Origin of the sequence: Candidatus Kapaibacterium thiocyanatum, from assembly GCA_001899175.1 — a bacterium.
GTDB lineage: Bacteria > Bacteroidota > Ignavibacteria > Kapaibacteriales > Kapaibacteriaceae > Kapaibacterium > Kapaibacterium thiocyanatum.
In genome coordinates, this window is sequence record MKVH01000013.1 from 250569 (window position 1) to 276609 (window position 26041).

Consider the following 26041-nt stretch of genomic DNA (forward strand, 5'->3'; position numbering starts at 1 on the left):
CATAGCACCATGAACAGAGACAGAAACAGGGTCATCGTCGGAATGTCCGGAGGCGTCGACAGTTCGGTCGCGGCAGGACTGCTCGTCGAACGGGGAATGGACGTCATCGGGATCACCATCAAGACGTACCGGTACGAAGATGTCGGCGGCAACGTGGGCAACGACTCATCCTGCTGCTCGCTGGACGGCATCAACGATGCACGGCGTGTCTGTCTCAGACTCGACATCCCTCACTACACCGTCGACTTCAGCGAGGTCTTCCGCAGGAACGTCATCGACTACTTCATCGACGACTACATGGCGGGTAATACGCCCAATCCCTGCGTCCGCTGCAACCGCACCATCAAATGGGGCGAAATGCTCCGCAAGGCCGACGCCCTGGGTGCCGAATACATCGCCACGGGGCACTATGCCATCATCATGCACGACGAATCGACGGGCAGACGATGGATCCGCAGGAGTCCCGATCCGAAGAAGGATCAGTCCTATATGCTATGGAGCGTACGCCAGGAACATCTGGCGCGTACGATCTTCCCCCTCGCAGGCTTCACGAAGCCCGAATCGCGGGCCCACGGCGAGCGACTCGCACTCGGCATCGAAAGCAAGCCAGAATCCTACGAGATCTGCTTCATTCCTGACAACGACTACCGACGCTTCCTGCGCGACAACGTCAAGGACATGCAGGAAACGGTAGGACAGGGCGACATCGTCCTAGACGGAAAGGTCATCGGCAAGCATGAGGGGTATCCATTCTATACCATCGGCCAGAGGAAGGGACTGGGCGTCGCCCATTCCGAACCTCTCTACGTGCTGAACGTCCTGCCCGACACCAACGTCGTCGAAGTCGGCCTCGAAGACGAGCTCGATCACATCGCCCTTACGGCCGGCGACGTCAACCTTCTGAAGTATTCCGATCTGCGCGACCCACGCGAGCTGGTGGTGAAGATCCGCTACAAGGACGAAGGAGCCCCCGCCGTCTGTCATACGGACGACGAGGGCGTGCTTCATGTTCGTTTTTCGGAACCGCGCAAGGCCATCACCCCCGGTCAAAGCGTCGTGCTGTATGAAGGCGACGACGTCGTGGGCGGTGGAATCATCCGCGACCGGATGCGGTGATCAATATTTGACGAAGGTCGTCATCCAGACTCCCCTGCCACAGCGGATCCGCACGTAGTACGTTCCCGGCGATAGCGCCGAGACGTCCATCCGCTCGGCCGCCACCGTCGTCATCGACGAGGCTACGGTTCTGCCCGCGACATCGACGATATCGATATTCCGCACGACATCGCCGCTGCCCGGCAATGCGAGCGTCAAGGCATCGTGTACCGGATTGGGATAGATGGAGACGGCACCACCTGCGGAACCTGCCCCTTCGGCGACACCCGTGGTAGAATAGGCATAGGGTTCGGAAAACGTCGTGCATCCATCCGTGTTTTCCACACGAACCGTATAGGAACCGTTCTTCGTAGGTATGTATTCGCGTTGCGTCGCTCCTTCGATGATCTCGCCATCGACGAACCACTGATACTTCGCTACGCCGATGGACGAGGACCGCAGGGTATCCCTGTTCTTCGCGCTGACGATAGGACGTACGGGAACGCGTCGGATCGTGACGGTAATCGTCTGGGACAGGGCGCGGCAGCCTTGCCCATCCTCCACACTGACGAGATAGTCACCCGACTGGGCGACGGTCGCAAGGCGGATCGTCCGCGTCGTGTCGCCATTCGACCAGCGGTAGGACTTGTACCCTTCGTTCGCCTGGAGGATGACGGTATCGCCGGCACAGGCCGTCGTCGCCGTCAGCGCCTGAACCGAGGGGGTCGATGCGGCACATTGCGTCACATCCACTTCCCAGATGCCGCGGCCGTAGGTGGCGACGCGCATCTTGCTCATCGACGGAATCAGTTCCATGTCGGTCACGATCGTCGTGGGGCCACCGGTACCATAGGGAACCCATGAATTCGATCCCTCTTCGCGGTAGAAGACGCCGAGATCCGTGCCCGCGAAGACGCGGTCGGGATTGCCGGGCTGATAGATGACGGCGTTCGCCGGTACGTTGGGTAGCCCGTTACCGGTGATGTTGGAGACGGTACCGTTCCTGATTTCCAGTACCTTGCTGCTTCCCACGAAGCCACCCTGCGAGATGATGACGTGCGCGGGATCGTCCGGATCGACTTCGATATCCGTGATGTATCCACCGATCCCCGACTGCGACTTCCACGTGGAACCGCCATCGGTCGAGTAGTAGAGCCTCGAGCTGAAGGCCGCATAGATATAACGGCTGTCGCTGGGAGCGACGGCCAGTGTGCGCAGCGTCTGGTTGACGTTGAACAGCGAGATCTTCGTCCAGTTCTGACCGCGATCGGTACTGCGCCATACGTTCTTGTATCCGGCATAGATCGTCGTGGGGGTGTTCGGATCGACGACGAAGGGGGCGACCCAGGCTCCCGTATCCTGGCGGCTGTCCTGACGCGAGATGATCGCCCAGTTGCCGCCGCCGTTCGTCGATCTGTAGAAGGTACCGTAGTAGATGCTGGCGTACATCGTCTGGGGATTCTTTGGATCGATGGCACATTCCATGCCGTCGCCGCCGATGACATGACGGCCGGCTGTACCGTTGAAGACGGTGGTCGCATTGTCCTGCGCACCGGCGAGCATGACGTTGGGGCTGACATCCGATGTCGCGAGCGAATAGTATTGCTGGATCCTCAGGCCGGCGCTCATGTCGCGCCACGTGGCGCCCTTGTCCGTCGTCCTGGCGATCCCCCCGTCGTGACAACTGTAGAGCCACGGCTGCGTGGGATGGTAGGCGAGGAAGTGGTGGTCTGCGTGGACCCACGGCGCACCGTAGCCGTTCTGCTCCGTGGAAAGGGTCCACGAGAACCCGCCATCCTCGGACTTCCAGATGTTGATACCACCGACGTAGATGACGTCCGCATCGGTCGGCGACATTTCCATCGCGAGATCGTAGAAGCCCTGTCCCCCACGGTTCCAGTCCTGGCCGTTCGGATCCCATCCGAGCAAGTGCTTGTTGACGGGCAGTTTCTCGAACGACATGCCGTAGTCGAGCGACTTGTAGACACCTTCGAGACCCTGCGTATAGGCATCGGACACGAGGGCCATGACGGTTTCAGCCGAAGCTTTCGAAACGGCAAGACGGATACGGTTGCCGCGCGCGACGGAATGCACCGCCGTCCACGTCTGCCCTGCATCGGCCGAGCGATAGATCTGTGCTCCACCCGCGAAGGAGAACGTCGTGGCATAGACGACGTCCGGATCGGCCGGATTGCCGAGGATGTCCTTGAAGTACATCGTGGACGATACGAGCTTCCATGTGGCGCCGCCGTCCGTCGTTCGCTGAAGACCGAGGTTGGTGGCCGCAACGACGACGTCGGGATTGCGGGGATCGACCCACAGACGCGCCACGAGATAGTTCGACGAAAGCTCGAAGGCCATCGCCGTCTGACTCCACGTTCTGCCGCCGTCGATCGACTTCAGGATGCCGTAGGAGAATCCGGGATAGCCCGACATGTCGCCACTCGAAGCCGCATCGGCATCGCCCGTGGCGAGATACATGACGTTGCCGTTCGACGGGGCGATGGCGATATCGCTCAGACCGAAGATCGGCCAGCCGTCGATCTTCACTTCGGACCAGGTCGTGCCTGCCGTCGTCGTCTTCCACAGACCGCCATGCGCCGTTCCCAGCCACATGGTATTCGGTTCCGTGCGCGAGAAGGCGATGCAGTTCGTACGGCCGATACCGAACCATGAGTTCTGGTTGATGTTGGCCGGGCCTTCGGGACCGAGCTCCTTCCAGACCTGGCCGGCCTGGATGCGATCCGTACCCTTGATCCTGTCCACCCGTGCGAGCTCCTGCCTGTACATGCCCGGAGACGGGAACGAGCCGTCTTCCATGAGACGCGATTCCCAGAACCATTCCCACCGACGGAACTGCTTGCTCATACGCCGCGTTCCATCCGGCATAGGGCGTTCGCACACCGTCCTCAGTTGTTCCCTTGCGACGTCGAACCGTCCGTCCCCGGCGGTTCCCGTCATCATCGCGGCCATCGATACGACGCATAGCCAGGCCGCCTTCTTCAAGCTCTTCATGAATGTCCCGATAATTACGAACTGCAATGTCAATGTCCCGGTGTCCCTACCGGCATGACATGGTTTCACGGATTTTGTTTCTGACCTGTCTTCGTACGCCGCCGTACCGCACTCTTCAGATAGCGCCACGACACACGCAACTGGCTTTCTCCCATCGTGATACGGTCCAGTTGTTCCTTCGTGAGGACACGGAATTCCGTACGGCGTGCGGAGAGACCGCTCGTCATCATTCCGCTGATCCCTTCCAGCAGGACCAGGGGGTGGAACCGATGGAAAAGACCGAGCATGATCTGCACCACGGCGATGACGCTGCTTCTCCCTGCGGCTCGCCAGAACGGGAAGTACTTGAACTGGAAGCGTACGACCTGTCTGGACATCAGAAGCCAGCGGACGGACATGTAGCGACGGTCGAATGCACCGAGATGGTGGGCACGGATCGAGGGTACGTACCGGATCGTATTGCCCAGGGCTAGGATACGCGCCGCCAGGTCCGCCTCTTCGTTGTAGAAGCGATCGTGGAATCCCCCGGCCTCGATGAAGACGTTCCGGCGGAACATCACGGCGCAGCCATGGAAGAAATGCACGGGCAGGCCCTCGTCAGGCACCGTATCGTAGTCGAAGGGATACCAGTTCTCCACGTAGCCCCCCTGGAGCTGCACCACTTCACCGGCAAGGACATCGACGTCGGGATGACGGGCGAAGAAGGCGAGGGCACGCTCGAACGTATCCGGTGTCGCCGGATAGGCATCGTCGTCCGTACGCCAGAAGAACTCGCCCGATGCGAGACTGGCGGCAAGGTTGAGGGCCAGAGGTCCGATGTTGTCCGGCATCCAGCGATAGACGACGTCCGGGAACCGTTCGGCCATCATGGCCGGAGTACCGTCCGTGGATCCGTTATCGACGACGACGAGTTCGATATCGCCGTGCGTCTGTTCGGCATAGCGGAGGAGACAATCACGCAGCACGTCGCGTCGATTGCACGTCGCGATCAACACGCTTATCCGCGGCATGTGAGGTCCCTGTCCAGATGCATCCCGCAAAAATCGGCATATTTGCGCCGCCAACAGCATCAATTCACTCTACCTGCGTCCCATGTACGGCGAATTCCAACAACACCTGCAATCGGAACTGTCCTCCATCAAGGAGAGCGGTCTGTTCAAGAACGAACGCATCATCACGTCGCCCCAGGGTCCGGAGATCATGGTCGAGGGCCGGTCGACGCCCGTACTGAATTTCTGCGCCAACAACTATCTGGGCCTCTCCTCCCATCCGGCCGTCATCCAGGCAGCCAAGGACGCACTGGACACGCACGGCTTCGGCATGTCGAGCGTCCGCTTCATCTGCGGCACGCAGGACATCCACAAGATCCTGGAGGAAAAGATCGCCGCCTTCTGCCAGACCGACGACACGATCCTCTATGCCGCGTGCTTCGATGCCAACGGCGGTGTGTTCGAGCCCCTGCTGTCGGAACTCGATGCCATCGTGTCCGACTCCCTGAACCATGCCTCCATCATCGACGGCGTACGGCTGTGCAAGGCGAAGCGCTATCGCTACGAATCCTGCGACATGGCCGACCTGGAAGCGCAACTGCGCCAGGCGAAGGCCGACGGTGCGCGGACGATCCTCATCGCGACCGATGCCGTCTTCTCCATGGATGGAACGATCGCCCCTCTCGACAAGATCTGCGACCTGGCCGATGCTTTCGACGCCCTCGTCATGGTGGACGAATGTCATTCCATGGGCTTCATGGGTGCGCATGGCCGTGGCGTCGTGGAACACTGCGGTGTGACGGGACGCGTCGACATCATCACCGGAACGCTCGGCAAGGCACTGGGCGGCGGTATCGGCGGGTTCACGACCGGTCGCCAGGAAATCATCGACATGCTGCGTCAACGGTCGCGCCCGTATCTCTTCAGCAATTCCCTTCCCCCGGCCATCGTCGGAGCGGGCATCGCCGTGATGGATCTTCTCAGCGCGACGACCGAACTGCGGGACACGCTGGAACGCAATACGAAGTACTTCCGTGAAGGCATGTCCGCACTGGGCTACGACATCGTCCCCGGTACGCACCCCATCACGCCCATCATGCTCTACGACGCCCCGCTCGCACAGCAACTCGCCGAGAAGCTTCTCGACGAAGGCATCTACGTCATCGGCTTCTTCTATCCGGTCGTCCCGAAGGGCAAGGCCCGTATCCGCGTCCAGGTCTCGGCCGCACATACACGTGAACACCTCGACCGCGCCATCGCCGCCTTCGGCAAGGCCGGCCGTGAACTCGGAGTCCTGAAATGATCATCGGTATCTGCGGCGCCGGCACGATGGGACGTGGCATCGCCATTTCCTCACTCCAGGCCGGACACCACGTCGTCCTGTTCGACATCGCCGAAGCCGCCTGTGCCAAGGCCGCGACGTACGTCCTGGACCAGCTCGCCAAAGCCGTCGAGAAGGGCAAGATGACGAGCGATCGACTGTCGGCTGCAACGGCGGCATTCGGCACCGCAACGGATCTGTCGGCACTGTCGGCATGCGATCTCGTCATCGAAGCCATCGCCGAGAATCTCGACATCAAGCACGCGTTGTTCAGGACGCTCGAATCGCTGTGCCGTCCGGATGCCATCCTCGCGAGCAATACGTCGTCGATCTCCATCACGTCGCTCGCCCGTTGCCTCGAACGTCCCGAGCGTTTCGTCGGCCTGCACTTCTTCAATCCGGCTCACATCATGAAGCTGGTGGAAGTGATCAAGGGTACGCTGACGAGCGACGAAACGGTACGCATGGCCGTCGATGTGGCCAAGGGTATGGGCAAGACGACGGTCATCGCCAACGACGTCCCTGGCTTCATCGTCAACAGGGTCGCACGCAACTTCTACAACGAGGCCCAGCGTGTCGCCATGGAACGGTGTGCGTCCCCGGAGCAGATCGACAGACTGCTGAAGGGACTGGGGTTCAGGATGGGACCGTTCGAGCTCATGGACCTCATCGGCGTCGACGTCAATCTCGACGTCACGAAGTCGATGTATGCCCAGTACTTCAACGAACCGCGCTTCAATCCTTCCCTTCTCCAGCAGCAGACGGTGGATGCAGGACTGCATGGACGCAAGACGGGGCGCGGCTTTTACGACTACGGAGAATAGTGGCGGTCTACCTCATCGCGACGCGGCTGGCACGCTCGCTGCGTGGAAACGGCTTCGCGCGGTTCACGACCATCGTTTCGGTCCTGAGCGTCGCCTTGGGCTGTATCGCCCTCATCGTCGCCATGAGCGTCCTGCGCGGCTATGAGGAAACCATCGAACGAACGGCACTGCGCTTCGCCGCCCCGATCGAAATACGATCGCTGACGGCTCCCCTCATCTCCGATGCCGCGGAAGCGGCCCAGGCCATTCGTGGTATGGAAGGCGTGACCGGAACGGAGCTGCTGATCACGAAGGAAGCGCTCGGCCGTACGCGTGCCGGCGTCGACGGAGTCGTCCTGGTAGGCATGTCGTCCGCTCGTGCACGAAACGAGATCGCTCCCCTGCTGGTCGAGGGCTCGATGACCGGCAGGCACGACGACTGCATCATCGGCGCCGACCTCGCCAGAAAACTCGCCCTGCACGTAGGCGACACGATCACGATCTATACCGCGGACGCAGGCACGGCAACGGCGCCCACGATCCTGCGCGGACGCATCGGCGGCATCATCCGCTCCGGGATGCAGCAGCAGGACGAGTCCATCGTCCTCCTCCCGACGAACGTCCTCAGGGAACGCCTTCGCATGGAAGCGGGTGTGGCATCGTCCATCGCCGTAGATGTATCGGACATCGCGCGAGTGAAGGAGCTATCACGGGCCATCGCCGACAGGCTCGGGCCCCGGGCCTTCGTACAGACCTATCGTGAACGCTTCGGTGCCATGTATTCATGGATCGACCTCCAGCGCGAACCCATTCCCATCGTGCTCGGCCTCATCAGCATCGTCGCCGTCTTCACGGTGGTATCGTCGCTGGTGATCGCCGTCGTCGAGAAGACGGGCACGATCGCCGTGCTGCGGTGTCTCGGGCTGGCGGGACGCAAGGTCGCATGGGTCGTTCTTCTGCACGGACTCCGCATCGGTATCGCTGGATGCGTGCTGGGCTGCCTGCTGGCCTTCGCCTTCTGCTGGGTACAGGCCACGTGGTCCGTCATCCGTCTGGACGGCGCCATCTACTACGTGAACGCCCTGCCCGTATCGCTCAGCCCGTTTCCGTACATCGTCGTCGTCGTCGTGTCGCTCCTGCTCTGCGTACTGGCTTCGCTGATTCCGATGTGGCTGGCCGGACGCATCAGTCCCGTTCGTGCTCTGCGTTTTGCGCAGCGTTGAAGATCTGCTGATCCACGCTCAGACGTCCGGGACCGGCAAGGAAGACGATCGCCGCCATGACGAGATAGCAGAGCGCCAGTTCCTTCTTTCCGAACGGATCGGCGCCATGGAAGACGAAGCCGATGACGGCGAACATTCCCGCCGCGATAGCGGCGACGGGCCTGGTGAACAAGCCGACGACGAGCAGGATGCCGCCTGCGAATTCGACGTAGCTGGCCATGAAGGCCTGCAGCCAGGGCATGGGCCAACCGCGCTCGGTGAGACTGGCCGTGATCTTCACCATGCCGTCGAAGACCTTGCCGCTGCCGTGAAAGATCATCATCGCTCCGAGCCATATGCGCAGGACGGTCATACCCGTCGATACGGCCCACGGCTGGAGGAAGAGACTGCGATACTTCATGAGCGTCGGATTCATCCTAGTTCCCGTTCTTCGTTGGCAGTCCGGTGAAGTTCTTCCTGAAGGTCTCCCAGTCGGTCGTCGACGGCTCGCCGAAGAAGGCAAGGATCGGCGACATGGTCTTGGCGTCCAGATATCCAGGCACGGCCTGGATCATCGAAAAGTCCTCGTTGAGGAAGACGGTCGTAGGGTAGCTCATCTTCTCGCTCAACAGGGACAATGCGAGTGCGTGGGCCTTGCGCTCCTTGACGTAGACGAAGGCCTTGTCGTTGAAGACGACCGTGTCCTTACGCTCCGCGTCGAGCTTTACAGGCCAATACGTGGCGTTGATGTAGGCGGCCACCGACGGATCCTCGTAGGTGGCCTTGTCCATCTTCTTGCACCATCCGCACCAGTCCGTGTAGACGTCGATGAGGATCTTCCGCGGCTCCGCCTTCGAACGCTGGACGGCCTCTTCGAAGCTGATCCAGTGCACGCCGTCTTCCGATGCCACGACACGGACGTTCATGGCGAAGACGACGCCGAGAAGGACGATGCAGGCCAGCGCAACGGACCTCATGCTGCGTCACCGGCCATGATGGTCGAGAGCGTCGTGTCGTAGACGACGAAGAGGTCCGACACGGGTACGTCGACGAGATCGGTGATCCTGAACGTCGTGCCTCCCGTCGTTCCCAAGACCGTACACGGCACACCTGCCGCGGCACAACGTGCTTCGAGGTCGGTGACCTTGCCATCGGCGACGGACACCAGTACACGGCTCTGCGCCTCGCCGAACAGGTGCGATGCGTAGTGGTCGAACGGAATCGACGCCTCGATGCCGATTTCCGAGCCGAACGTCATCTCGGCCAACGCTACCATCAGTCCGCCTTCGGCACAGTCATGGGCAGCCGTGACGATACCCGACCGGATGGCCGAGAGGATCACGCCCTGCAGCGCCGCTTCTTCCTTCATGTCGATATAGGGTGCGTCACCGATGACGCGTCCCTTCATGGTCTTGATATATTCCGATCCGCCGAGTTCCTCGCGCTGCCAGCCCACGAGGCAGACGGCCTGACCTTCGGCGACGAAGGACGAACCGACGACGGTATCGACGTCATCGATGAGTCCGAGCATTCCGATGGTAGGCGTGGGATAAACGGCATGCTGCTGCGACTGGTTGTGGAAGCTCACGTTGCCACCCGTCACCGGCGTGTTCAGTGCCCTGCAGGCATCTCCCATACCGCGGATCGCTTCGGCGAACTGCCAGTATACTTCCGGATCGTACGGATTGCCGAAGTTCAGACAGTTCGTGATGGCTACGGGCTCGGCACCGACGCAGACGCAGTTGCGCGCGGCTTCCGCGACGGCGATCATGCCGCCGCGGTGCGGATTGAGATACGTGTAGCGGCTGTTGCAGTCCGTCGTGACGGCCACTGCCTTGCCGGGAATTTCCCTGATGCGCAGGACGGCGGCATCGCCGCCAGCGCGCAGGACCGTATTGGCTCCTACCTGCGAATCGTACTGTTCGTAGACCCATCGCTTGCTGGCGATCGTGGGAGACGCGAGCAGCTTCTTCAGGGCGTCCGTGCATTCCTGCTCACGCATCAGACCACCGCGATCGACGGGCTTCCGCGTCAGTTGCAGGTATTCGGGCTCGCGCTGTTCCCGTACGTAGACGGGGGCGTCACCACCAAGAACCAGCGACTGCGCCGGCAGATGGGCGACCGTCCGACCGCTCCTCGATACCGTGATGCGTTCGTCGTCGGTGATCTCACCGATCTTCACGAACGGAACGTCCCACTTCTCGCATACGGCGATGGCCTTGTCCTCCATACCCTTCTTGACCACGACGAGCATGCGCTCCTGCGATTCCGAGAGCATGATCTCGTAGGCCGACATTCCCTGTTCGCGCAGCGGCACCTTGTCGAGGTCGATGCGCATACCGACGTTGCCCTTGGCACTCATTTCGGACGTCGAACAGGAGATACCCGCCGCACCCATGTCCTGCATACCGACGACGACGCCGGCATCGATCAGTTCGAGCGATGCTTCGAGCAGAAGCTTCTCGGCGAACGGATCGCCCACCTGGACCGTCGGACGCATGTTCTCCGTCTGCTCGTCGAACTCGCGCGATGCAAGGAGCGAAGCGCCGTGGATACCGTCGCGCCCCGTGCTGCTTCCCATGATGAAGACGGGATTGCCGACGCCGGATGCCATTGCCGATGCCATATGGCCAGAACGTACGACGCCGACCGCCATGGCATTGACGAGAGGATTGTCCGTATAGCAGCGGTCGAAGTACACCTCGCCCGCCACGGTCGGTACGCCGAAGCAGTTGCCGTAATGTCCGATACCGTGAACGACGCCCTTGACGAGATAGCGCGTACGCTCCGTATCGGGTTCGCCGAATCGCAGGGAGTTCAGGGCGGCGATGGGACGTGCTCCCATCGTGAAGATGTCGCGAAGGATGCCTCCCACGCCGGTAGCCGCGCCCTGGAAGGGTTCCACGGCCGACGGATGGTTATGGCTTTCGATCTTGAAGGCCACGCCGTAGCCCGCGCCGATGTCGATCACGCCGGCATTCTCCTCGCCTGCCTCGACGAGCATACGGGCTCCCTTCCGGGGAAGGGTCTTGAGCTGCAGGATCGAATTCTTGTAGGAACAGTGTTCGCTCCACATCACGCTGTAGACGCCCAGCTCCGTATAGGTGGGAGTGCGTCCGAGCGTTTCGCAGATGCGAGTGAATTCATCGGGCGTGAGACCAAGCTCCTTCGCCGTTTCGACGGTGACGTCGATTTCCGAATACAGGTTCATGAACGGTCCTTACTGCGAAATATCGGGTTGTCGGGGCGCACGGCGTGCTTCGTCGGCGGCGAAGCCGGCACCGGCCAGTGCGGAGATCGTGCGTGTCCACCATGCCGGCAAGGGCAGTGGCCAATGGTTCTGGACGAAGAATGTCGAATAGTCACCGCTCCGGAAAGGCTCCGAGTCGATGACGAGACGGCAGAACGGCAGCGTCGTCTTGAAACCGGCCAGATGATAACCGTCCAGTGCCACGAGCGTACGCTCGATGCACGCATGACGGTCTTCGGCCCATACGATGAGCTTGGCGACCATGGGATCGTAATGCACGGTGACCTCGTAGCCTTCGTAGAGGGCACTGTCGTTCCGTACGCCTTCCCCCTCCGGAAGCTGCATGAAGCTCACCGTGCCGGTATCCGGCAGGAAGTCGTTGAAGACGTCCTCCGCGCAGACGCGGCATTCGATGGCATGACCCTTCGGTTCGATGTCGACCTGCTTCATCGTCAGCGCCTTGCCCGCTGCGATGAGCAACTGCTGTTCGACGAAGTCGACGCCGGTCACCATTTCGGTGACGGGATGTTCGACCTGCAGGCGCGTATTCACTTCCATGAAGTAGAATTCACCGCGTGCATCCAGCAGGAATTCCAGCGTTCCGGCATTGGTATAGCTGGCTGCCTGGACGAGACGTGCCGCGGCTTCGCCCATCGCCTTGCGGATGGCAGGAGTGACGGCCGACGACGGCGATTCCTCGACGACCTTCTGATGGCGGCGCTGGATGGAGCATTCGCGTTCCGGGAAATACAGCACCGTACCGTGATGGTCCGCCAGTACCTGGATTTCGATGTGACGCGGATTGACGATGTAGCGTTCGATGAAGACACGGCCGTCGTTGAACGATGCCAGGGCTTCGTTCCGGGCCATGCTGAAGGCGGACTCGATCTCGGCATCGGATTCGACGATGCGCATCCCCTTCCCTCCACCACCCGCCGCGGCCTTGATGATGACGGGATAGCCGATACGATCCACCACGCGACGTGCCTCGGCGAAGTCGACGACGGCACCGTCGGAACCGGGCGAAATCGGGACTTCGGCCCTGAGGGCGATCTCACGCGCCGCCGTCTTGTCCCCGAGCATGGCGATGGCTTCCGGCGTAGGACCGATGAAAACCATACCCGCGTCCGCCACGGCACGGGCGAACTCGGCGTTCTCGCTCAGGAAGCCGTAGCCCGGATGGACTGCGTCGGCACCGCAGGCCCTGGCGGCCTGGAGAACCTTGTCCATGACCAGATACGATTCCCGGGGCGTATAGCCGCCGATGGCGATAGCCTCGTCGGCCTCGCTCACATGCAGCGAGCGCGCGTCGGCATCGGAGTGGATGGCGACGGTGGCTATTCCAAGCCGTTTGCAGGTTTTGATCACGCGGAGCGCTATTTCACCGCGATTCGCAATCAGCACTTTGGAAAACGGCATGGACGGTCGGAATGGGATGAACGGAGACGATGGAACCGCAATTTACGGCTTCCGGAGCTATTGGAACTCGACGATGGTCACGCCGTCACCACCTTCGTTGAGGTTTCCGAGACGATAGGACTTGATCTGCGGATGTTCGTGAAGATATTCCTGGACGACCTTGCGCAGGGCACCGGTACCCTTGCCGTGAATGATCGTGGCCGAGGAGATGTTGCCCATGATGGCATCGCTGATGAACTGTTCCAGAACCTTCAGCCCTTCGTCGGCCCTCATGCCGCGCATGTCGCAGCTCGTCCGGCTGTCGAACTTCATGAACACACCGGAGTCGCGCTGTACGACGGCCTTCTGATTCGTCGGGCGCAGCTGCGCGAGCGGGAACCTGAATTTGATGCCGTTGACTTCGACCAGTGCCGTCGACGCCTTCGCATCGATCTCGATCACGGTTCCGGCGGAGCTCGTGCCGTCCACCATGACGGCGGAACCGATCTTGACGTCGCCCTGGGCATGTGCCTGCGTTTCGGCCGGCTCCTCGCGCGGCCGGACGATCTCCTCGCGCTGACGTTCGAAGTCCTTCTTCGTCTCGCTGACCGACCGCTGCTGTTCGCGTACTTCACGGATGGTGTTCTCCACCAGCGACTGCGCCTTGCGCAGGATGTCGCGCGCTTCCTCACGGGCTTCGTCGACGAGTTCGGACCGCTTCTTCTTGACCTGCTGGAGTCGTTCGTCCAGATCGCGGCGAAGCCGCTCCGCCTTCATCGCCTCCTCGGCAGCCTTCATCTTCTGTTCCTCGGCCTCGGCCCTGAAGCGCTGCATCGCGGCGATGCTCTGCTCCAGTTCGTCGTGACGATCTCCGAGATAGCCACGCGCCCGCGTGAGCACGACGTCCGGCAGCCCGACGTTCTGGGCGAGCACGAAGGCATAGCTGTTCCCCGGTACGTTGCTCAGGAAGTGGAATGTGGGCTGCAACTGCTTCTCGTCGAAGGCCAGGGACGCATTACGGATGGCCGGACGCGTCAAGGCATACTGCTTGAGCGACGACTGGTGGGTGGTGACGACGAAGCATGCTTGCCGTTCGACGAGACTGTCCAGAACACCGGCTGCCAGCGCCCCGCCTTCGGCAGGATCGGTACCGGCGCATATCTCGTCGATGAGGATGAGGGCATCCGGTCCGGTGAAGGAGAGGATGTCCCGTATTCGGATGATCTGCGAGGAGAACGTCGACAGGTTCGAATCGATGGACTGATGATCGCCGATGGCCGTGAAGATCCGCCGGATGTTTGTCCGGCACATGCCGAGCGGGAAGATGCCCGCCAGAGCCATGGCCACACTCAGGCCGATGGTCTTCATGGCGACGGTTTTGCCTCCGGCGTTCGGGCCGGATATGAGGTAGCCGCGCGTCGCCGTATCGAACGACACGGACAGTGGAATGACGGGCTGCTTGCCGAGAATGGCCTGCTGCCGGAGTACGGGATGATGGACCTGATGCAGTTCGATGACGTCGTCGTCGCCGATTTCGGGCCGGATACCGCCCATATCCAGTGCATAGCGGGCACGGGCCAGGATCACGTCGAGATCGGTAAGGACGTCGGCGGCGGCATCCAGTTCATGGGCAACGGCCCCGACTTCCGCCGTGAGCGTCATGAGGATACGTGCGATCTCGCGCAGCTCCTGGTTGTGGAGCAGGGAGAGATCGTTGTTCATCTCGAAGGTCTCGGCCGGCTCGAGGAAGACGGTGGATCCCGTCTGCGATACACCGTGGATGATGCCCGGCACGGCGCGCTTGTTCTCCACACGCAGCGGCAGTACGAAGCGTCCGTCACGTTGCGTGACGAACTCGTCCTGGAGGAGCTCCTCCTCGCCGAACTTCCTGAGGATCTTCTGCAACCGTGTGCGCAGGCGGGCCGACAGTTCCTGGATCTCCCGGCGGATGCTCAGGAGTTCGCGGCTGGCATTGTCCCGCACCGCCCCCGTCTCGTCGATCGCATCCGTGATGTGCTTCTCCAGCACGCGGTTGTCGATGAGGGTCTCGACGAACTCGTGCAATGCCGGCGAACGGTCCTGCCGTTCACCGAAGTAGCGTTTCAGGTTCCTCGACGTCTGCATGGCTTCGGCGACGTGGAGCAGATCCGGCGCCGTGAGGAAGTTACCTTCGATGCGGGCCTTCTGCATCAGCGGGCGGATATCCGTCAGCCGGTCGTAAGGTACCGTTTCGCCGGAGGCGATGGCATCGACCATTTCCTGGACGCGCCGGAGATCGGTACGGAGCGTCTCCGCATTCGTCGCCGGACGCAGGGAAAACGTGCGCATCGCGCCCATCTCCGTCGTGCAGTTCCGTGCCACGTGTGCCAGTACCTTGGGAAATTCGAGCTCGTCCAGGGCGACGTCGAGCAATGCCGAATCGGAAACGTTCACGACATTCATGACTGGCCGCCCGTTCCAAGAAGCTGCTTCGTGAGTTGCTGTATCAGGCCGCCGTCTGCCTTGCCCTTCATGGCCTTCACGGCAGCACCCATGACCTTGCCGAAGTCCGACGGACCCGACGCGCCCGTTTCGGCGATGATGGCACGGATGGCGTCGCTCACCTCGGCCTCCGTCATCTGGGCCGGCAGGAATTCCATGATGACGGCGAGTTCCTGACGTTCCTTGTCGGCTGCTTCGGCACGGCCCACCTGCTCGTACTGTTCGATGGCGTCCTTGCGCTTCTTCGCGGCCGAGTTGATGATCTTGAATTCGTCGTCAGGAGTCATGTCGCGGCCGATGCCGCTCTTCTCGAATTCCAGGATACCCGCGCGCAGGGAACGCAGCGTCTCCAGACGCACCTTGTCCCCGGCCTTCATGGCTTCCTTGATCTGATCGTTGATCGATGTCGACAGTGACATGGCGATGTTCTGTAGTAGTACATAAGTAGCGGCAAAAATAGACGTAAATTGCGCGTAATTCATTCCCAACGGTGATCAATGAATCCCATCAAGGCCGTCGTTTTCGATCTGGACAATACGCTGGTGGACTTCATGGCGATGAAGCGCCAGGCCGTGGACGCGGCGATCGGCGCCATGATGGATGCGGGACTGAACCTGACGTTCGATCAGATGAAGACGCACATCGATGCCATCTACAAGGAACAGGGCATCGAGTACCAGCAGGTCTTCGACCAGCTCCTGAAGGAACTGCTCGGCAAGGTCGACTATCGCATCCTGTCGGCAGGTATCATCGCCTACCGTCGTGCGCGCGAAGCGGCACTCAAGCCCTACCCTCACGTGACGGCGACGCTGATGCGGCTCAACAGGGCGCAGATCAAGCTCGCCATCGTGAGCGACGCACCTGCACGCGAAGCATGGCTACGCCTGTGCTTCATCAACTACCACCACTTCTTCAACGTCGTGGTGACGTTCGACGATACGGGTGAACGCAAGCCGAGTCCGAAGCCGTTCCGCACCGCGCTCGAACGCCTCGGCGTCGAACCGAACGAAGCCATCATGGTCGGAGACTGGGCCGAGCGCGACATGGTCGGCGCGCGGAACATCGGTATGAAGACGGCCTTCGCGGCCTATGGAGATTCGTTCGGTAACCAGAACACCACGGCCGCGGACTACATCCTCACCGACATCAAGATGCTGCTCGACATCGTAACAGGAGCCTGACACGTGATTCTGCCGGTCTATACATACAACCATCCTGTCCTGCGCCAGAAAACGACGTCGGTGACGGACATGTCCGACGAGATCCGTACGCTGATCGCGAACATGTTCGAGACGATGTACAATGCCAACGGCATCGGCCTCGCCGCAAATCAGGTCGGCAAGGATATCGCCATCACGGTCATCGACTTCACCGATGACGACGAAGACGACAACGAAGCCGGACCGATCGTCCTGATCAATCCCGTCATCGAAGCGTTCTCGGACGAGGAAGAAGAATTCGAGGAAGGCTGTCTGTCACTCCCCGACTTCCGGGACGTCGTCGTCCGCCCAGAAGCGATCCAGGTCCGTTACTTCGACGAGAACATGAAGGAAGTCGTCCGTGAAGTCGACGGCCTGCTGGCACGGGTCATCCAGCACGAAACGGATCATCTCAACGGCGTCTACTTCTTCGAACGGCTGTCCCCCATCCGCCGCACGCTGTCGCAGAGCAAGCTCAAGCGTATCGCCAAGGGCGAGTATTCCGCCGCCTACGAGACGTTCAAGAATTCCTGACGATCGTCGTGACACGACGGGGAATCGACGAGCCCATGCATCGTCCCGTTCGTCAAGTCACGTGAACGAAGGTACTCCATGTCCCAGCACATCGCCGACAGATATCGATGGACCTTCGACATCATGGACATCGCTCCATCCGATCGCGTCCTCGAGCTCGGATGCGGTAACGGCACCATGGCCTCGCTCATCTGCGAGCGGTTGACGACCGGCCATCTCGTCGGTATCGACCGGTCCGCCACGATGATCGCGAGGGCGGAAGCGAACAACAGGCCGCACATCGCGAGCGGCAGGGCATCCTTCCACATTGTGCCGATCGACGCATTCGATCCGCAGCGACGACGCTTCGACGTCATCGTCGCCATCAACGTCAATGTCTTCTGGATGGAACCGAGGGCCGAGCTCGCCGTCATAGGCAGGGCACTCACCCCCGAAGGTTCCCTCTTCCTCGTTACCCAACCTCCGTCCGCAGGCAAGCTCCACCGGATCGAGACCGATACGGTGCGGAATCTCGCCGTGGCCGACCTGGCGGTCAGGAAGATCGTCAGACTCGAGCCACCATACGTGCCGATGATCTGCATCGTGGCCGGACGCGGGGTCGTATAGCGGCAGAAAGAAGCGAAGACCTGCGGTACGGGGGGATCGTTATCGCATCCAGATGCCACTATCTCGCGGAAAGTCCTGAATTTTGCGGCCGACGTGCATCATCTCATCATCGACGACCTTCATGAAGAATTACATCAACGGTCAATGGGTTCCGTCATCAACCGGACGGACGTTCGACAACGTCAATCCTGCGGACTCGCGCGACGTGATCGGAGCATTTCCCCAATCCGGCGCTGCCGACGTCGCTGCGGCTGCACGGGCAGCGGCGACCGCCTTCAAGACGTGGAGCAGGATGCCTGCACCGAAGCGAGGCGATATCATCCGTCGTGCGGGTGACGTCTTCACGCGTCGTATGGACGAACTGTCCCGCATCATGACGCGGGAAATGGGCAAGACGCTGACGGAAACGCGCGGCGATATCCAGGAGGCCATCGACACGGCCTACTATTCGGCGACGGAAAGCCGCCGTCTGTTCGGCTACAACACGCCCAGTGAACTCGCCAACAAGATGAACCTCTCGTTCCGCAATCCCATCGGCGTATGCGGTATCATCACGGCATGGAACTTCCCCATCGCCGTACCGTCGTGGAAGATCCTTCCGGCCCTGATCTGCGGTAACACCGTCGTCTTCAAGCCATCGGAGGATTCCCCCCACAGCGGCAACATCTTCGCCGAGATCCTCGAAGAGGCAGGCCTGCCGCCGGGCGTGTTCAACGTCGTCCACGGCAGCGCCGAATGCGGTTCGGCCATCGTCGAACATCCCGACATCAAGCTCGTCGGCTTCACGGGTTCTACGGCGACCGGCAAGGCCATCGCCGAACGTTGCGGCGCCCTCAACAAGAAGTGCTCGCTCGAGATGGGCGGCAAGAACCCGCAGATCGTCATGCCAGATGCCGACATGGATCTCGCCCTTCATGGTGTGTTGTGGGGAGCGTTCGGAACGACCGGTCAACGTTGCACGGCGACGTCGCGCCTCATCCTGCACAAGGACATCCACGACGACTTCGTGGCCCGTCTGTGCTCCGCCGCGTCGGAACTCGTGCTCGGCAACGGCCTCACTGATGACAAGGCCCAGGTGGGTCCGGTGATCAACACGAAGCAGCTCGACAAGATTCTCTCCTACATCGAGATCGGGAAATCCGAAGCGACGCTCGCCCTCGGCGGCGAACGCGCGACGGAAGGCGACCTCGCCCACGGCAACTTCATGAAACCAACGGTCTTCACCAACGTAGACCGCACCGCACGCATCTTCAGGGAAGAGATCTTCGGCCCCGTGCTCAGCGTATCGCGCGCCGATTCCTTCGAACACGCCATCGATCTCGCCAACGACTGTGCCTACGGCCTTTCTTCCTCCATCTATACGCGCGACGTCAACGCGGCCTTCACGGCCATCCGCGACCTCGAAGCCGGTATCAGCTACGTCAACGCTCCCACGATCGGCGCCGAAGCCCACATGCCCTTCGGTGGCATCAAGGGTACGGGCAATGGCCATCGCGAAGGCGGATGGACGGTCTTCGACATCTTCACGGAGTGGAAGAGCGTCTACGTGGACTTCAGCGGCAAGCTCCAGCGTGCACAGATCGATACCTAATCAGGATTTCGAACCGGTGATTGGAGGGCAATCACCATCTATCATTTCAGGGGTTACCATGATTCGCACACTTGTGACCGCATGCCTGCTCGCCACTGGCGCGGGCCTGCTGCATGCACAGGACGAGGACGTGCTTCGTCCGAAGGGCCGACCGGAAGGATCGCGGCGGAATACCGTCTCGCGCTCCTCGATGGACGACAAGTTCAGACTCGGTCTCGAAGTCGGCGGCACGTTCGGATTCATGAATCAGTCCATGGACCGTACGGCGGCCCTGGCGGATTCACCGGAAGACGTCCTGGCCTCGGGCTCGGGACTGTCTCCGTTCGTCAACATCCTTGCCGACCTTCCGCTCACGAACAGTATGGGCATCCGCTTCCGCTTCGGCTGGGACCAACGTCGTCTGTCTCACGAGAAAGCCGGCATCATCGATGCCGTCGCCGAGGACGGCAGCACGGTCATCGATATGAATACGACGTCGTCGTACAAGATGGTCACGAACAACATCGACGCCGGAATCCTCTTCCGCATCGACGTCGCTCCGAAGATCTACATCGCCGCAGGCCCTGTGGCGCTCTTCACGATGGGCGACATCGAGCGTGAGGACACGTGGAGCTGGAACGGACCGGAAGGGACGTACATCTCGCGTGACTATGCGCTTCAACCCGGTCAGTATTCGAGCGTATCGCGTACGGTCACGAGGAACACCAACTTCCTGCCGAATGCCGATCTGTTCTCGCCGGATCCCAATGTCGTCAACGCCGCCGCCAAACCCTGGAATACCACGCAGGTCGGCTTCGAGCTCGGGGTTGGCTACGAGACGGAGATCGCGAAGGGCATCTTCCTCTCGCCGCATCTGCGCTTCCAGTACTACTTCACGAAGATGTCCGACAAGTTCACGGCCGAGGACGCCTCGCGAATTCCGACGCAACGATTTTCCACCATCACGTTCGGCGGAGGCAACATGGCTGCGGTGCAGCTTGGTGTCGGCCTGCTGTTCGACCTTTGAGAGGAGACAAAGCGATGAATACCATGATGCTTCGCCTCGCTCTCGTCTGCATCCTCGCCGTATCCGCTACGGCACAGCAGGTACAGATCACTCCGCTCGACAACAATACGTCCGAGGATGATTTCGCACCGGCCTATACCAATCATGGCCGCATGATCGTTCTCACGCACGACAACGGTGGCAGCCAGCAACTCTATTCGATGGAGCGTTCGTCCAACGGATGGGAAGGCACGTCGAAACTCCGCGGCACCATCAACGATGGTGAGCAGGTGGGCGTATCCACCATCACGCCGGATGGTCAGTTCACGATCTTCAGTGCCTTCAAACACGACGTACCCGGGTTGGGTCGTACTGACCTCTACAGCGCGAAGAAGGTGGACGGCTCGTGGGAGCAGATCACCAATCTCGGTCCGAACGTGAATTCGGCCTTCTACGATTCGCAGCCCACGCTCTCGGCCGACGGCCGTACGCTCTACTTCGTCAGCGACCGTACGGGTGGTCAGGGAGGCACGGACATCTACATGTCGACCTTCGATGGTACCACGTGGAGTGCTGCGCGTCCGGTCAAGGGAATCAACACGGCGAACGATGAAATGTCGCCCGTCATCGGCCCCGACGGAAAGACGATGTACTTCTCGTCGAACCGCAGCGGCGGCCAGGGTGGCTTCGACGTCTACGTCGGAACCGTGAGCGGCGACAACGTATCGTCGATCAAGGTCATGCAGAGCCCCATCAATACGGCGGCCGACGAGATGTTCTATACGGCGCTGCCGAATTCAAACCAGGCATTCTTCAGCCGCACGACGTCGAACGGCGACTACGACAACTTCATGGCCGTCCCCAACCCCTTCCCCTCCGAGCCGGTTACGCTGGTCGAAGGTATCGTCAGCGACGCCACCACGAAGGACCCGCTCGGTGCCGACATCACGATCACGGACCTTTCCACGGGTAAGGCCATTTCGTCGATGAGGTCGGACGATCGTACCGGACAGTACTTCGTGACGCTGACCCCGGGCAAGGTCTATTCGATCACGGCGCGCAAGAAGGGATATCTCTTCCACAGCGAACGATTCGAGGTGCCGCCGGGAAGCGGCGAGCAGACCATCCAGAAGGATATCGCACTCTCGCCTCTCGCAGGTGGTGGTGATCAGCTCCTCGTCTTCTTCGACTACGACAAGACGGAACTCAAGAGCGAGTCCATTCCCGAACTCGAGCGCGTCATCGAGCTGCTGCGCGATCACCCGGAGATCAAGGTCGTCTTCGAAGGTCATACCGACGATCAGGGCGCCGATGACTACAACGACAAGCTCTCCCAGCGCCGCGCCGAATCCGTTCGTGACTACGTCATCACGGGCGGTGTGGACAAGGGTCGCGTGGCGGCCAAGGGCTTCGGCAAGCGCAAGCCGCTCGTACCGGGCAGCACGGACGACGCACGCGCGAAGAACCGTCGCGTCGAGATGCGCGTCCAGTAAGCCCGAAGCATTGCGGAGAGATTCCACACGACGTACGACGATGCCGATACGGGAACGCCGATCCATCCGGATCGGCGTTCTTCGTTATCGGACGATGTCGAGTCCCATGAACCACGGCCTTCGCTATCTTGCATTCCGCCCTTCGGCGTCGACCGGATTCCACCAATGACTTCCCTCTTCCTCATCTCCATGCTGACGTTCGCAACCTGGCAGGATACGTCCTTCGTATCCGTTCGTGCCTACGCGCCCGATATCATTCACGATGTCCGCTATGCGACGGCCAATAACTTCACGAAGCGCGTCCTCTATCCGAACGATTCCCTGCGTCTGCGCAGGGACGTCGCACTGGCCCTGGCCGATGCGCAGCGACGCGTCGCCCGCGACGGATACCGCATCAAGATCTTCGATGCCTATCGTCCTGTCTCCGTACAGCGTGCGCTATGGGCCATCGTGCCCGACGAACGTTATGTGGCCGATCCGGCCAAGGGCTCACGTCATAACAGAGGCTGTGCCGTCGACGTCACACTCTGCGACGCCGCCGGGAACGAACTCGATTTCGGCACGCCCTACGACGACTTCACCGAACGGGCCCACGCGACCTGCAGCGACCTTCCCGACGACATCCTCGCACGACGTCGCTACCTGCAACGCGTGATGAGCGAAGCCGGATTCGACGTGCTGCCGACCGAATGGTGGCACTTCGACTTCAGGGGATGGGAGCAGTACGGTATTCCCGACGAATGATCGTTCGACGATCGTTCACGGAACGTCAGCGTTTCGCGACAGTGACCGTCTTGCCGACACCGCCCGACGTCATCCGTACGGCATAGACACCTGGAGGACACGCGTGCATGTCGATGGCTTCACGACCCGACGAAGCCGTCGTCGAGAACACCGTGCGTCCTGTCATGTCGATGATGTCGAGACGTGCACCCGGAACGGCAGACACCATCGCGACGTCGACGACGGGATTGGGCGAAACGGCAATCGTAGCGCTCGCGTCGCCATGCAGATGGACGGATGTGGCGAGGAGCGCCGCTTCCGATCGAATGGACAGACGCTCGATGGTATTCGTGAGGGACTGGTCTCCCTGCATACCGGAGATCGCATAGAACGTGGTACCGTACTGCGGATGTTCGGCACGCAGAAGCGAATGATATGCCCGCGCGATCCTGTGCTGCGGATTCACGACGACGCGTTCACCCGGAACGTCGATCAGCAGCGTCGACGACAAGGCCCTGAGGGCGCTGTCTACACCGCCCGATACCATCACCGTGGCTTCTCCCATCGCGATCATCGCATGCAACGTGCGACCGACACCCATAGTGACGATCTTCTTCGAGACTCCGTTCCTGATCGCGTAGACGCCGTCCGAGAAGACGGCTGGTAGTTCCTGTACGTTGCCACCACAGACGACCATGTCGTCCGGCGTCGTCGATACGGCCGACGTGATGGCCGGCATCGACAGGCGTTCGTCACCCGATACCCACATGTTCGTCGTGACGTCGAACGAATACAGGAAGCGCTGACGCGGACTGTTGGGACCGCCTTCGCGGCCACCTACGTATACGGGCATGCCGCCGACCATCGCCAGATTACCTTCCTTGAGCGGCTGGGGAAGATCGGCCACCTGTATCGTCGTATGGTCCACGATGTCGTAGATCTCCGTCGTCGGATACGTGACGCGGGACTCGCGCGCACCACCGACGATGAGCACTCTGCGGTCGTCGATCATGATGGCGGCATGGCGACGGCGTTCCGTCGTCATCGCACCTACGATGGTCCATCTGTCCGTGACGGGGTCGTATTCCTCGATGGTATTCGTGCACGGTCCACGTTCCGACTCACCGATGAGACCACCGAAGACGAGAATCTTACCGTCGGGTGTGACGACGGATGGGAACTCCGAACGCGGGAACAGCATCGTCGCGGCATCGATCGTCGTGTTCGCGACCGGATCGAAGATCTCGCACGATGCGATGGACATTCCGTCGAGGCCGGCGCCATCCACATATTTCGACGAGCCGGAAATACCGCCGATGATGAGGAAACGTCCGTCCGGCAATACTTCCGTCCGGTGCCAGTGCCGCCCCGTCTTCAATGCCCCCGTGATTATCCATTCCTGTGCGGTACCGGGCATGGCTATATATATGGCCAAGCCGATACACATCACGATACGACGTATGGATCCCATGATACCCTCTCGCGTGAAAAGAAATGACGATAGATACTGGAGGCGTGTAATATACGATTCCAGAGTAGTTACCGTCATGCGGAACAGGGCCCGATCACCCCCGTATCGGAACCGCGCGACGGGGGACATCGATCCGGTGGCAGGCCATACGAACATGATACGGCATCGTCGTCAAGACACCGGGCAGACCTATTTTTGCGCCGTGAAGCCATCATCCGCGGAATCTCCCGCCGCATCCCGATATGACCGGACAACGGACATGACCGAACGTCCCCTCGGACTGTTGATCGAATACGACGGTACGGACTATGCCGGCTGGCAGACGCAGCCCAATGCCGTGACGGTCCAGGAAACCATCGAACATGCCCTCGAACAGGCCTTCGGTACACGGTGCGCCTTGATCGGATCCGGCAGGACCGATGCGGGCGTCCATGCCCGCGGCCAGGTGGCCCATACCTTCGTCATCGGTGGGCATGCCATCCCGACGGAGAAGATCCGCCCTGCGCTCAATACCCGCCTGCCGAAGGACATCCGCATCAGGGACGTGACGGAGGTACCGGCCGACTTCCATGCCCGATACCAGCCGTTATGGCGTGAATACGTCTATACCGTCGCACTCGAGGAAAGCGTCTTCATGCGTCGGTTCGCCTGGTATCCCGAACTGCCGTACGACCGCAGGATGTTCACCGCCGCCGCCACCGCGTTCGAAGGTCGTCATGATTTCACGACCTTCTCGAAGCACAACCCCGATACCGTCTCGTATCTTTGCGACGTCTCACTCTGCCGTGTGGAACCACATGCCGATCGGCTCGTCGTACGACTTCGTGCCGACAGGTTCGTCTACGGAATGGTTCGCAGCATCGTCGGCGCCATGTTCGACGTGGCACGGGGAAAACGGACGATGGACGACGTCGCAGATGCCTTGCGGAACATGGACCGATCGCGGAGCTGCCCGCTGGCACCGCCCAGGGGACTCGTGCTGAACCGTCTGAAGTATGCCGACGGCCTGTTCGATCACCATATCAGCTACTAAACCATCGGAGAGATGATGCTATCGCTACGACAAACGATACGCCGCGGACGCAACGTCATCGGCACCATCGTTGCTGCAATCACCCTGACGTACTGCGGGGCCGTCAACGTCTTCCCCGTATCCGAGGACCAGAAACTTGGAGCCCAGTTCGATCAGGAGATCCGCGCCAGTCCGCAGGAATATCCCATCCTCAACAATCCCTCGGCACGCGACTACGTTCAGGGGCTCGTGAACCGTCTGATCCAGGCACCTGACATCAAGTATCGGGGCGCCTTCGCCTATCGTGCGGAGATCATCAACGACGACAAGACCATCAACGCCTTCTGTACGCCGGGTGGATATATCTACGTCTACACCGGGCTCATCAAGATGCTCGATAACGAAGCATCCCTCGCAGGCGTCATCGGCCACGAGATCGCGCATGCGGAACGACGCCATTCGACGAACCGGATGACGACGCAACTCGGTCTGCAGACGGTGATGAACATCGTCCTCGGAAAGAACACGAACCAGAACGTCGCGCTCGCCGCCAACATGTTCGCCGGCCTCGGTCTGCTCAAGAACAGCCGCGACGACGAGATGGAAGCCGATGACTATTCCTTCCGCTACATGCGCAGCACGCAGTGGTACCCCGGAGCCATCAACTACTTCTTCGACAAGGTCAAGGGACGTGGTGGCTCGGGACTGGAGCGACTGCTCTCCACGCACCCGCTGCCGCAGGATCGTATCGATGCCACGAACGAGCGCATCAGGAAGAACAACGTCCCTCCGCCGACGGAGGCCCAACTGAATACCCGCGGCTATACGGACTTCAAGCGCAAGCTGTAACGGCACGCATCGCGACACTTCCCG

Annotated in this window: 22 protein-coding genes; 13 read left to right on the forward strand and 9 right to left on the reverse strand. The window is 60.9% G+C overall.

The window, feature by feature from the left end; all coding sequences use genetic code 11:
* Positions 1–9: 9 nt before the first annotated feature.
* Entirely contained in the window at positions 10–1116 is a 1107-nt protein-coding gene (locus BGO89_02955) for a tRNA 2-thiouridine(34) synthase MnmA (protein ID OJX59390.1), read from the forward strand.
* Here the strand turns inward: BGO89_02955 and BGO89_02960 are convergent, their stop codons facing one another.
* The gene (locus BGO89_02960) at positions 1117–4110 is read right to left on the reverse strand and encodes a hypothetical protein (GenBank protein ID OJX59391.1); all 2994 of its coding nucleotides are present in this window, start codon (positions 4108–4110) and stop codon (positions 1117–1119) included.
* Between the two features lie 65 nt (positions 4111–4175).
* The gene (locus BGO89_02965) at positions 4176–5120 is read right to left on the reverse strand and encodes a hypothetical protein (GenBank protein OJX59392.1); all 945 of its coding nucleotides are present in this window, start codon (positions 5118–5120) and stop codon (positions 4176–4178) included.
* A gap of 82 nt (positions 5121–5202) precedes the next feature.
* Here BGO89_02965 and BGO89_02970 point away from each other — a divergent pair, with 82 nt between their 5' ends.
* From BGO89_02970 to BGO89_02980, 3 genes are read left to right on the forward strand one after another with little or no spacing between them, the layout of a single operon-like run.
* The gene (locus tag BGO89_02970) at positions 5203–6402 is read left to right on the forward strand and encodes a glycine C-acetyltransferase (protein ID OJX59393.1); all 1200 of its coding nucleotides are present in this window, start codon (positions 5203–5205) and stop codon (positions 6400–6402) included.
* Positions 6399–7244 carry a 3-hydroxybutyryl-CoA dehydrogenase gene (locus BGO89_02975; GenBank protein ID OJX59394.1) on the forward strand — a complete coding sequence of 282 codons (846 nt, stop codon included), beginning with the start codon at positions 6399–6401 and terminating at the stop codon, positions 7242–7244. The genes BGO89_02970 and BGO89_02975 overlap by 4 nt, the downstream gene beginning before the upstream one ends.
* The gene (locus BGO89_02980) at positions 7244–8446 is read left to right on the forward strand and encodes a hypothetical protein (GenBank protein OJX59395.1); all 1203 of its coding nucleotides are present in this window, start codon (positions 7244–7246) and stop codon (positions 8444–8446) included. Before BGO89_02975 ends, BGO89_02980 begins: the two co-directional genes overlap by 1 nt.
* On the opposite strand, the gene BGO89_02985 is transcribed toward BGO89_02980, so the two are convergent.
* Genes BGO89_02985 through BGO89_03010 form a run of 6 tightly spaced genes read right to left on the reverse strand, consistent with a single transcriptional unit; the run spans position 8409 to position 15973 of the window.
* Complete coding sequence (locus BGO89_02985) at positions 8409–8846, reverse strand: hypothetical protein (protein ID OJX59433.1); 438 nt, start codon at positions 8844–8846, stop codon at positions 8409–8411. The genes BGO89_02980 and BGO89_02985 overlap by 38 nt on opposite strands.
* A 16-nt stretch (positions 8847–8862) precedes the next feature.
* Complete coding sequence (locus BGO89_02990; GenBank protein OJX59396.1) at positions 8863–9402, reverse strand: hypothetical protein; 540 nt, start codon at positions 9400–9402, stop codon at positions 8863–8865.
* The gene (locus BGO89_02995; protein ID OJX59397.1) at positions 9399–11636 is read right to left on the reverse strand and encodes a phosphoribosylformylglycinamidine synthase II; all 2238 of its coding nucleotides are present in this window, start codon (positions 11634–11636) and stop codon (positions 9399–9401) included. The genes BGO89_02990 and BGO89_02995 overlap by 4 nt, the downstream gene beginning before the upstream one ends.
* Before the next feature lie 9 nt (positions 11637–11645).
* Complete coding sequence (locus tag BGO89_03000) at positions 11646–13094, reverse strand: biotin carboxylase (GenBank protein ID OJX59398.1); 1449 nt, start codon at positions 13092–13094, stop codon at positions 11646–11648.
* A gap of 57 nt (positions 13095–13151) precedes the next feature.
* Positions 13152–15515, reverse strand: a complete 2364-nt coding sequence (locus tag BGO89_03005) for a hypothetical protein (GenBank protein ID OJX59399.1) — start codon at positions 15513–15515, stop codon at positions 13152–13154.
* Complete coding sequence (locus tag BGO89_03010) at positions 15512–15973, reverse strand: glutamyl-tRNA amidotransferase (GenBank protein ID OJX59400.1); 462 nt, start codon at positions 15971–15973, stop codon at positions 15512–15514. The genes BGO89_03005 and BGO89_03010 overlap by 4 nt, the downstream gene beginning before the upstream one ends.
* 78 nt (positions 15974–16051) lie before the next feature.
* On the opposite strand from BGO89_03010, the gene BGO89_03015 reads away from it, so the two are divergent.
* The 7 genes from BGO89_03015 (at position 16052) to BGO89_03045 (ending at position 22706) form a co-directional block, all read left to right on the forward strand.
* Entirely contained in the window at positions 16052–16735 is a 684-nt protein-coding gene (locus tag BGO89_03015) for a hypothetical protein (GenBank protein OJX59401.1), read from the forward strand.
* Between the two features lie 3 nt (positions 16736–16738).
* Positions 16739–17287, forward strand: coding sequence for a peptide deformylase (locus tag BGO89_03020; GenBank protein ID OJX59402.1), 549 nt, complete (start codon positions 16739–16741; stop codon positions 17285–17287).
* 78 nt (positions 17288–17365) lie between these two features.
* The gene (locus BGO89_03025; GenBank protein ID OJX59403.1) at positions 17366–17893 is read left to right on the forward strand and encodes a hypothetical protein; all 528 of its coding nucleotides are present in this window, start codon (positions 17366–17368) and stop codon (positions 17891–17893) included.
* Between the two features lie 121 nt (positions 17894–18014).
* A complete protein-coding gene (locus tag BGO89_03030) occupies positions 18015–19484 on the forward strand; it encodes an aldehyde dehydrogenase (GenBank protein OJX59404.1) in 1470 nt (489 codons plus the stop codon).
* A 58-nt stretch (positions 19485–19542) separates the two neighbouring features.
* Complete coding sequence (locus tag BGO89_03035) at positions 19543–20490, forward strand: hypothetical protein (protein ID OJX59405.1); 948 nt, start codon at positions 19543–19545, stop codon at positions 20488–20490.
* A 14-nt stretch (positions 20491–20504) separates the two neighbouring features.
* Positions 20505–21962, forward strand: coding sequence for a hypothetical protein (locus BGO89_03040; protein ID OJX59406.1), 1458 nt, complete (start codon positions 20505–20507; stop codon positions 21960–21962).
* Positions 21963–22127: 165 nt separating this feature from the next.
* Entirely contained in the window at positions 22128–22706 is a 579-nt protein-coding gene (locus tag BGO89_03045) for a hypothetical protein (GenBank protein OJX59407.1), read from the forward strand.
* Positions 22707–22731: 25 nt separating this feature from the next.
* Here the strand turns inward: BGO89_03045 and BGO89_03050 are convergent, their stop codons facing one another.
* Entirely contained in the window at positions 22732–24156 is a 1425-nt protein-coding gene (locus BGO89_03050; GenBank protein ID OJX59408.1) for a hypothetical protein, read from the reverse strand.
* 259 nt (positions 24157–24415) lie between these two features.
* On the opposite strand from BGO89_03050, the gene BGO89_03055 reads away from it, so the two are divergent.
* Together BGO89_03055 and BGO89_03060 are read left to right on the forward strand one after the other, a co-directional pair.
* The gene (locus BGO89_03055) at positions 24416–25189 is read left to right on the forward strand and encodes a tRNA pseudouridine(38-40) synthase TruA (protein ID OJX59434.1); all 774 of its coding nucleotides are present in this window, start codon (positions 24416–24418) and stop codon (positions 25187–25189) included.
* Positions 25190–25201: 12 nt separating this feature from the next.
* Positions 25202–26017 (forward strand): hypothetical protein, encoded by an 816-nt coding sequence (locus BGO89_03060; protein OJX59409.1) that lies wholly within the window; start codon positions 25202–25204, stop codon positions 26015–26017.
* The last annotated feature ends 24 nt before the right edge of the window (positions 26018–26041 follow it).

Bases quoted from the DNA above. Each gene is read 5' to 3' on its own strand.
- BGO89_03030 (OJX59404.1), top strand. From the start codon at position 18,015: ATGAAGAATTACATCAACGGTCAATGGGTTCCGTCATCAACCGGACGG.
- BGO89_02965 (OJX59392.1), bottom strand. From the start codon at position 5,120: ATGCCGCGGATAAGCGTGTTGATCGCGACGTGCAATCGACGCGACGTG.
- BGO89_03050 (OJX59408.1), bottom strand. From the start codon at position 24,156: ATGGGATCCATACGTCGTATCGTGATGTGTATCGGCTTGGCCATATAT.
- BGO89_02975 (OJX59394.1), top strand. From the start codon at position 6,399: ATGATCATCGGTATCTGCGGCGCCGGCACGATGGGACGTGGCATCGCC.
- BGO89_03010 (OJX59400.1), bottom strand. From the start codon at position 15,973: ATGTCACTGTCGACATCGATCAACGATCAGATCAAGGAAGCCATGAAG.
- BGO89_02960 (OJX59391.1), bottom strand. From the start codon at position 4,110: ATGAAGAGCTTGAAGAAGGCGGCCTGGCTATGCGTCGTATCGATGGCC.
- BGO89_03060 (OJX59409.1), top strand. From the start codon at position 25,202: ATGATGCTATCGCTACGACAAACGATACGCCGCGGACGCAACGTCATC.
- BGO89_02995 (OJX59397.1), bottom strand. From the start codon at position 11,636: ATGAACCTGTATTCGGAAATCGACGTCACCGTCGAAACGGCGAAGGAG.
- BGO89_02955 (OJX59390.1), top strand. From the start codon at position 10: ATGAACAGAGACAGAAACAGGGTCATCGTCGGAATGTCCGGAGGCGTC.
- BGO89_03055 (OJX59434.1), top strand. From the start codon at position 24,416: ATGACCGAACGTCCCCTCGGACTGTTGATCGAATACGACGGTACGGAC.
- BGO89_02970 (OJX59393.1), top strand. From the start codon at position 5,203: ATGTACGGCGAATTCCAACAACACCTGCAATCGGAACTGTCCTCCATC.
- BGO89_03005 (OJX59399.1), bottom strand. From the start codon at position 15,515: ATGAATGTCGTGAACGTTTCCGATTCGGCATTGCTCGACGTCGCCCTG.
- BGO89_03015 (OJX59401.1), top strand. From the start codon at position 16,052: ATGAATCCCATCAAGGCCGTCGTTTTCGATCTGGACAATACGCTGGTG.
- BGO89_02985 (OJX59433.1), bottom strand. From the start codon at position 8,846: ATGAAGTATCGCAGTCTCTTCCTCCAGCCGTGGGCCGTATCGACGGGT.
- BGO89_03045 (OJX59407.1), top strand. From the start codon at position 22,128: ATGACTTCCCTCTTCCTCATCTCCATGCTGACGTTCGCAACCTGGCAG.
- BGO89_02990 (OJX59396.1), bottom strand. From the start codon at position 9,402: ATGAGGTCCGTTGCGCTGGCCTGCATCGTCCTTCTCGGCGTCGTCTTC.
- BGO89_03035 (OJX59405.1), top strand. From the start codon at position 19,543: ATGATTCGCACACTTGTGACCGCATGCCTGCTCGCCACTGGCGCGGGC.
- BGO89_03040 (OJX59406.1), top strand. From the start codon at position 20,505: ATGAATACCATGATGCTTCGCCTCGCTCTCGTCTGCATCCTCGCCGTA.
- BGO89_03000 (OJX59398.1), bottom strand. From the start codon at position 13,094: ATGCCGTTTTCCAAAGTGCTGATTGCGAATCGCGGTGAAATAGCGCTC.
- BGO89_03025 (OJX59403.1), top strand. From the start codon at position 17,366: ATGTCCCAGCACATCGCCGACAGATATCGATGGACCTTCGACATCATG.